8 protein-coding genes are annotated in these 7549 nt (G+C 67.1%); 2 read left to right on the forward strand and 6 right to left on the reverse strand.

Annotated features, from left to right (window positions below; all coding sequences use genetic code 11):
• Positions 1 to 183: 183 nt before the first annotated feature.
• From NMK44_RS41570 to NMK44_RS41595, 6 genes are all read right to left on the reverse strand, one after another.
• The gene (locus tag NMK44_RS41570; RefSeq protein WP_254753347.1) at positions 184 to 945 is read right to left on the reverse strand and encodes an SDR family oxidoreductase; all 762 of its coding nucleotides are present in this window, start codon (positions 943 to 945) and stop codon (positions 184 to 186) included.
• Between the two features lie 17 nt (positions 946 to 962).
• Entirely contained in the window at positions 963 to 1724 is a 762-nt protein-coding gene (fabG, locus tag NMK44_RS41575) for a 3-oxoacyl-ACP reductase FabG (protein ID WP_254753349.1), read from the reverse strand.
• 157 nt (positions 1725 to 1881) lie between these two features.
• Positions 1882 to 2277 carry a DUF3037 domain-containing protein gene (locus NMK44_RS41580; RefSeq protein ID WP_254753351.1) on the reverse strand — a complete coding sequence of 132 codons (396 nt, stop codon included), beginning with the start codon at positions 2275 to 2277 and terminating at the stop codon, positions 1882 to 1884.
• The gene (locus NMK44_RS41585) at positions 2274 to 3098 is read right to left on the reverse strand and encodes a HipA family kinase (protein WP_254753353.1); all 825 of its coding nucleotides are present in this window, start codon (positions 3096 to 3098) and stop codon (positions 2274 to 2276) included. Before NMK44_RS41585 ends, NMK44_RS41580 begins: the two co-directional genes overlap by 4 nt.
• 76 nt (positions 3099 to 3174) lie before the next feature.
• Positions 3175 to 4323, reverse strand: coding sequence for a tyrosine-type recombinase/integrase (locus NMK44_RS41590; RefSeq protein ID WP_254753355.1), 1149 nt, complete (start codon positions 4321 to 4323; stop codon positions 3175 to 3177).
• A gap of 172 nt (positions 4324 to 4495) precedes the next feature.
• Positions 4496 to 4801: a helix-turn-helix transcriptional regulator gene (locus NMK44_RS41595; RefSeq protein WP_254753356.1), complete on the reverse strand. Its 306-nt coding sequence runs from the start codon at positions 4799 to 4801 to the stop codon at positions 4496 to 4498.
• A 1110-nt stretch (positions 4802 to 5911) separates the two neighbouring features.
• On the opposite strand from NMK44_RS41595, the gene NMK44_RS41600 reads away from it, so the two are divergent.
• Both NMK44_RS41600 and NMK44_RS41605 read left to right on the forward strand, forming a co-directional pair.
• Positions 5912 to 6244, forward strand: a complete 333-nt coding sequence (locus NMK44_RS41600) for a glyoxalase superfamily protein (RefSeq protein WP_254753357.1) — start codon at positions 5912 to 5914, stop codon at positions 6242 to 6244.
• Between the two features lie 36 nt (positions 6245 to 6280).
• Positions 6281 to 7414: an IS630 family transposase gene (locus NMK44_RS41605; protein WP_254753358.1), complete on the forward strand. Its 1134-nt coding sequence runs from the start codon at positions 6281 to 6283 to the stop codon at positions 7412 to 7414.
• Positions 7415 to 7549 lie beyond the last annotated feature (135 nt).

A 7549-nucleotide genomic window follows, 5' to 3' on the forward strand; every position in this document is an offset into this window, starting at 1 on the left:
GACCCGACGACGAGCCGGCGCGAGAAGGAGTCGCCAAGCGCTCCGGCAACCGGCCCGTCGAGAACCACCCTACGAAACAGGCCCCGAGATCACCACGAACGGCTTGACGTCCGTTAGGAACTCAACGCCTCATCCGCCGGTACGGCTCCCGGCCGCGGCAGGGCCGGGAGCCGCGCCGCGCGGTCAGCCGGCCCCGGCGTTGAGGTAGATCCCGCCGTCCACCACCAGGGTCTGCCCGGTGATCCAGGCCGCCTGGTCGGAGGTGAGGAACGCGGCCGCGCCGCCGATGTCCTCGGGCATCCCGAGCCGTCCCAGCGGGTACTGGGCGGTGACCTGCTCCTCGCGCCCCTCGTAGAGCGCGGTGGCGAACTTGGTCTTCACCACCGCGGGGGCGATGGTGTTGACCCGCACGCCGGGCGCGAACTCATGGGCGAGCTGCACCGAGAGGTTGACCATGGCGGCCTTGCTCACGCCGTACGCGGCGACGAACGGGGAGGGCGAGAGCCCGGCCACCGAGGCGATGTTGACGATCGAGCCGCCGTTCTCCCGCTGCCACGCCTTCCAGGTCCGCTGGGCGAAGCCGAGCGCCGAGACCACATTGGTCTCGAAGACCTTGCGCAGCACGGCGAGGTCCATATCGGCCACCGGCCCGAAGACCGGGTTGGTCCCGGCGTTGTTGACGAGGTGGTCGATCCGGCCGAACGCCTCCATCGCGCGTTCGACGGCCACCGCCTGGTGGGCCTCGTCATGGGCCTTGCCGGGGACGGCGATGACCCGGTCGGCACCGAGCCGCTCCACCGCCTCCTTGAGCGAGTCCTCGTTGCGGCCGGTGATGCACACCCGGTCGCCACGTGCCACCAGCGCCTCGGCGATGGCGTATCCGATACCGCGGCTGGCCCCGGTGACGAGTGCCGTCCGCCCGCTGTCCTTGATCTCTGCGGTCATGTGGTCCACGACTCCCGTCAGTTGAGCGGGCCGCCGGCCACGTACAGGACCTGGCCGGAGACGAATCCGGCGGCGTCACCGGTGAAGAAGGCGATGGCGTTGGCGATGTCCTCGGGGTGTCCGACCCGGGCCACCGGGATCTGGCCGGCCGCGGCCTTCTGGAAGTCCTCGAAGCCCATGCCGACGCGCTCGGCGGTGGCGGCGGTCATATCGGTGGCGATGAAACCGGGCGCCACGGCGTTCGCGGTGACGCCGAACTTGCCGAGTTCGATGGCGAGCGTCTTGGTGAAGCCCTGGAGACCGGCCTTGGCGGCCGAGTAGTTGACCTGACCGCGGTTGCCGAGCGCCGAGCTGCTGGAGAGGTTGACGATCCGGCCGAACTCCGCGTCCACCATGTGCTTCTGGCAGGCGCGGGACATCAGGAACGCACCCCGCAGATGCACGTTCATGACCGTGTCCCAGTCGGTTTCGCTCATCTTGAAGAGCAGGTTGTCGCGGAGCACCCCGGCATTGTTGACCAGGACCGTCGGCGCGCCGAGCTCCTCGGCGACGCGCCCGACCGCGGTCTCCACCTGCGCGGCGTCGGACACGTCGCAGCCCACGGCGATGGCCTTGCCGCCCGCCTTGGTGATCTGCTCCACGGTGCCCGCACAGGACGCCTCGTCGAGGTCGAGCACGGCGACGGCGCGACCCTCCTCGGCCAGGCGCACGGCGGTCGCCGCGCCGATGCCGCGGGCCGCGCCCGTCACGATGGCAACGCGCTGCTCGGTGGTGGACATGCGGGTTCTCCTCGCCTCGAAAGCGGCTCACCTCCGCGGTCCCGGGGGTGAGCAACCGCTTAGTCGCTTCAGCAGACGAGACGCTATGAGGACCGCACCCGCCTGTCAACGACCCCCTTTTATGCCCTCGCTCACCTCCGGGCGCCCGGTGCGGCGCTCACCGCACCAGCAGGTCGAGCAGCCGCTCGGCCTCCGCATCCGGGTCCACCGTCAGTCCGGTGTGCACCGGGCCGGGCTGGACCACCGTGGAACGCGGGGCGACCAGCCAGCGGAACCGCCGTCCGGCGTCGTCGCCCGCGGCCTGCCCGGCCCCCTCGCCCCCGCCGCACATCCCCGCCACGGCGCCCAGCGCGGCCCGTACGCCCGCCACGTCCGCCGAGGGGTCGAGCGCCAGCAGCCGGGCCTCGTCCAGATGGATCCGCGCGGTCACGAAGGACCGCGCGCGGCAGTAGAGGACCACCCCCGCGTTGATCAGCTCCCCGCGCTCGACCCGGGGGACCACGCGCACCACCGCGTACTCGAAGACATCCCGGCCGTTGTGCAGCCCGCTCACGTGCCCGCCTTTCCGTCGACCCACACCCGCAGCCAGTCCGGGGCCCGGGAGGGGCCCGTCCCGGGCCGTTCGCCCACGGTGATCCTCTCGCCCACCGTCGCGGCGCGCTCCAGCAGCACCTCGACATAGGCGCGGCGCACCGCCGCGGGACCGTCGAATCCGGGCTCGTCGAGCAGCCAGGCGTCGGGGACGTCGGCCACCACCTCGGTGAGCAGGTCCTCGGTGATCCGCGGGGCCAGCTCCCCGGCGGCCGCGGCGACATCCGGCGCGAACGGCGCCAGGACGTGGTCGGAGGCGTCGTAGGGCTTGGCGGCGGCCGCCTCGAGACCGCGCCAGCTGTGGTGCCAGATCAGGGTGGCCCCGTGGTCGATGAGCCATAGCTGTCCGTGCCAGACCAGCAGGTTGGGGTTGCGCCAGGACCGGTCCACATTGCCGATGAGCGCGTCGAACCACACCACGTGTCCCGCCTCGACCGGGCCCACCTCGAAGGCCAGCGGGTCGAAGCCGAGCGAACCGGGCAGGTAGTCCATGCCCAGGTTGAGCCCGCCACTGGCCTTGAGCAGCTCCTGCACCTCCTGGTCCGGTTCACTCAGTCCGATCACCGGGTCGAGCTGGATCCGCACCAGGTCCGGGACGCGCAGACCCAGCCGGCGGCCCAGCCGACCGCAGATGACCTCGGCGACGAGGGTCTTGCGACCCTGCCCCGCACCGGTGAACTTCATGACGTACGTACCGAGATCGTCGGCCTCGACGATCCCGGGGAGCGAGCCGCCCTCACGCAAAGGCGTGACATAGCGGGTCGCTACGACCTCTCCCAACACTTTCCCAGGCCACCCATCTCTTCAGCATTACAATCCACGGAAGACTTCTCCGGGGCGTAGAGGTAGGAATCACCGGTCAACGGCGCTGGGGAGAATCTGGGGAGTTTCGGCCGACGAGCCGGTCCCCCCGCTCCCCAAGCAGACCGTCGATGATGCCGCGCCCCTTGCTGCCAGCTTCCGGCATGAAGTGAGCATAGTAACCGAGGGTGATCGCCGGCGAGGAGTGTCCGAGCCACCGAGCCAGGGTCACGACGGACTCTCCGGCTTCCAACATGATCGAGGCGTAGGTGTGCCGAAGCACGTGGAAACCGTCCTTCGGGGCCGCCGCCCACTGCCAGGCTTTCGCCCCCTCGGCACGTGGCGGGATGACGCCGGCCTTGGCCAACGCCGGCTTCCAGGTGTAGGTATTCCAGGTGTTCACCGCGACGGCGTTACCGAAGGGCGTGGTGAGCAGCAGGGAGAACTCCTTCCCCTCCCCCTCCGGCTTCCCCCACGGCAGCTCCACCTTCACCGGCGGGAACGCTTCGATGTGACGCTTGAGTTCCTCAGCTACCGAGGGAGGCAGATCCACCGTGCGGATCTTCTTCCCCTTCGGCAGGGTGAAGTACAGCCTTCCGTGAATCGCCTGCACTTGGCGCCGAACGTGCAGCAGGCCGCGTTCATAGTCGATGTCCTCCGGACTGAGCCCGAACACCTCGCCCTGGCGGAGTCCGCACCCCAGGCCGACTACGACGGCGATCCTGCTCCGCTTGTTGATGGCATCGCGGACTCGCAGTGCCGTATCCATCGGCCACGCATGGCGCTGCTCCCGTGGCGACTTGGGCCACCGCACAGATTTCGCGTGCATCGGGTTGCGCGCGAGGCGCTTATCGTCGACGGCAGCTTCCAGAATGGAGGAAAGCTCGGACAGGATGCCGCGCTGGTAGTCGACTGACGAGACTGTCGACTCCAACTTGACTATGAACGCCCGCAGATCCGTTGCGGCGATACTCCTGAGCGGAAGCTGGCCCAGGTGCGGGACGATATGGAGCCGCGTTCTCCGCTCCTGACTGTCCTGGGTCTTCGGAGCTCCTCCGCGCCCTGGCGCCCAGTGCGTCTCGATGTACTCGGCCAGCGTGATGGACCCGTCGCGCGGGTCTACGAACTCGCCTCGCTCCTCGTCCGTGGCTGCCCGGCGAAGCCACGCCTTAGCGTCCTCCAGCACATCAAAGGATCGGTCTCGCACCCCAGGTATGCCGGCGACCTTGTACCGCTTTCCCTTTCCGTAGCGAGCGGTCTTCTCTCTTCTCCCGGTATCCGGATCCTTCTTCCTTTTGAGCCAACGATCCTCGATATAGCCGGCCAGACTGGTTTCCTTTCAAGAGGATACGAACGGCGCCCGACAACATTTCGATGCGTCAAGCAGCAGGGTTCCTACGTCGCTGCGGAGGCGCACTCAGTGGGTTCAAAGCGGAGTTAGAGCGAGAGTCCGCGCGTTCCTGCTCATGGATCCAGGCGTCGAGAGCTGTCCGCCGATACATGACGCGACCACGGGGGCCCATGCGGAAGCTCGGCGGTCCCTGCCGTCGGTGCCGCCAGACATAAAGCGTGTGCGGCGATATGCCGAGGTACGCGGCGGCATCCTTTACGTTGAGAAAGTAGGCGCGTACTGCACTGGCGGGGTCCGGCACAGCCGAGGGGGCGAACAGCGATCGTGTAGGCATAGAGCGCTTCCTGTGAGAGACGAAAGAGAACGGGCACGGGCAGCCCGCGTCCACTACGACTCCACCGCCAAGCACAGTCGGATGCGAACACCTGAATGGTCCTGACGATCACCGGTTTGGCCAACCGGCGATCGTCGGCTATGTTGCGCGCGCCGCGCCTATGAGCTCGCAATACCTCGGATGGACAGACCGTCAGCTACTAGGCGGTCCAAATTGCGCGCTACGCGGCGCTCGAGAACACTCACGGCCCGGGGCCACGTGCCTCCTCGCGGCCCCGGGATGCGTTGCAATGTGCACGAAAAACGGCGCGGTCGCGACGATAGCTTCGTTGCAATAGGTCCCCGCCAAAGAGGCCAGCTACGCAGACGCAGACACACAGCCCGGTAGAGACCACACCATAGTCACCAGACATTTGTCCGGATCAGACAGACGAACCTCCTAGACAGGGACCTCTTCAGCGTGCAAATAGCACACGACTGGCATTGCCATCTTTCCCTCCCTGCCCGTCGCGCGGCTCCTCGTCCGACTTGGCATTTTGCCGAGACGTTGTACGTTGACATGCCCCTGGCCCAGGTTCCAGTTTTTTGCCGTCAATACTCGTCTGCCGTGAGCGAATGCCACTATCACCCCGTCGGGAAGTCGACCAATTTGGGCGCGATATGAACTCCCCGCAAATGACCGGACGGGCGCCGGTCGCGATCCACAGTCGCTGTCCGCTATTGCTGTGGTGCGGACCGGATGAGGGATTGATCCAGGGCCGGCCGGGAGGATGCACCCGACGTTCGGGAAAATCCCCCGCATCCTCGCCTGCGGATGCGTCATGATCACGGGCATGCACCCTCGCGACGAAGAAATATGGCGGGCCATCGCCCAGGGACTCCGGGCGATCGACTGGGAGGCTTGTTTCGGTTGTCCGGAGGGCGCCGACTATCTCTCCCCCGCAGGTCACGAGGTGACCGCACGCGCGGTGGCCGGCCTTACCGCGTTCTTCGACAGCCGCTGGCTGCACAAGGCCGTGGGCCCCTCCCCAGCCCCGGGCCAGCGACACCTTCATTGGCCTAGTGCCGCATCAGGCAACGTTCGCCCTGGGCGGTCTGCGACGATGACTTCATGGACGAGGAAGTCATTCCCATTCTTCGCGTCGAGGACGCTGCGGCGGCGGTCGCGTGGTACGAGCGACTGGGCTCCGCCAAGCAGTGGGAACACCGCTTCGAACCGGGACTGCCCGCATTCGTTGAGGTCGCCCGGGGCGAGGTGCGGTTGTTCTTGTCGGAGCACAAAGGCGATGCCCGTCCCGACACGTTGGTCTACCTCCGCATTCGTGATGTCGAGGCCATCGCCTCCGAGTTCGATGTGCAGGCGAAGGACGCTCCGTGGGCGCGTGAGATTGAGCTGCGCGACCCCGACGGCAACCGGCTTCGGATCGGCACGCCGACGGAATGACCATCGCCGGCAGCACGCGGCAGGGAAGCTGTGCTGGTGGCTGAGCGAGTACGCGTCCGCGAGATCGATAACGTTGAGGGGCAGCGCCTGCTGCGGCTCATCCGCCGGGGCAGCGGGTCGGTGGTGACGTGGCGGCGGGCGCAGATGGTGCTGCTGTCCGCGCAGGGCATGCCCGTGGCGAAGATTGCCGAGGTGACGTTCACCAGCGTGGACCGGGTCCGGGATGTGATCCACAACTTCAACGCCGACCGCTTCGAGTCGATCTACCCGAAGTACAAAGGCGGTCGGCCCAGGACATTCACCCTGCCCGAGCGGCGCGAGATCAAGAAGATTGCCAAGTCCAGGCCGGCCGAGCACGGTCTGCCGTTTTCGACCTGGAGTCTGGCCAAGCTGGCCGACTTCCTGGTCGCCGAGGGGGTGGTCGACGACATCAGCCACGAGGGCCTTCGGGTCTTGCTCCGGGAAGAGGGCGTGTCGTTTCAACGCATAAAGACCTGGAAGACCTCCCGCGACCCTGACTATGCCGCCAAGAAGGCCCGCGCCGAGCACCTCTACGCGATCGCCGACGGCGAGGTCATACCCGAGGACGGCGAGCCCGAAGTCGTCTTATGCCTGGACGAGTTCGGACCGCTCAACATCCAGCCCCACCCCGGCCGACAGTGGGCCGAGCGCGGCGGACGGCACAAGGACCCAGACCGGGAGCCCGTGCCCCGACGGCGGGCGACCTACACCCGCCCGCACGGGGTCCGGCACCTCTTCGCCGCCTACGACCTGGCCAAGGACAAGCTCTACGGCCACATCAAGCCGAAGAAGAACCGGACGAGGTTCCTGGAGTTCTGCCGCTACCTGCGCAGCCTCTACCCGTCCAAGATCCGTATCGCGATCGTGCTCGACAACTACTCCCCACACCTGACCACGAAGAAAGACACCCGAGTCGGCGACTGGGCCGCGGCCAACAACGTCGAACTCGCCTACACGCCCACGAACAGTTCGTGGCTCAACCGCATCGAGGCCCAGTTCACCGCCCTGCGCTACTTCGCTCTGGACGGCACCGACCATGCCAGCCACAGGGAGCAGGGCAGCATGATCCGCCGCTACGTCATCTGGCGAAACCGTCACGCCGCCGATCAACGTCTACGAGCCTTGGTCGACAGGGCGAACGTTGCCTGACGCGGCACTACTGATCTTTTCGTAAGTTCAGTGGGTGTGCTGGGTGAATGGTCAGGCCGGTGTGGGCGAGAAAGGACCATGGCAGTTGTGGGTTGTGGTTGATGCGGTTGATGCCTTGTTCGGTGGCGTCGGCGA

The sequence above is a fragment of the Streptomyces cucumeris genome (assembly GCF_024295805.1).
GTDB classification, from domain to species: Bacteria; Actinomycetota; Actinomycetes; order Streptomycetales; family Streptomycetaceae; genus Streptomyces; species Streptomyces cucumeris.

Excerpts from the sequence above, each read along its gene's own strand:
- NMK44_RS41570 (WP_254753347.1), bottom strand. The coding sequence starts at position 945 with ATGACCGCAGAGATCAAGGACAGCGGGCGGACGGCACTCGTCACCGGG.
- fabG (WP_254753349.1), bottom strand. The coding sequence starts at position 1,724 with ATGTCCACCACCGAGCAGCGCGTTGCCATCGTGACGGGCGCGGCCCGC.
- NMK44_RS41595 (WP_254753356.1), bottom strand. The coding sequence starts at position 4,801 with ATGCCTACACGATCGCTGTTCGCCCCCTCGGCTGTGCCGGACCCCGCC.
- NMK44_RS41600 (WP_254753357.1), top strand. The coding sequence starts at position 5,912 with ATGGACGAGGAAGTCATTCCCATTCTTCGCGTCGAGGACGCTGCGGCG.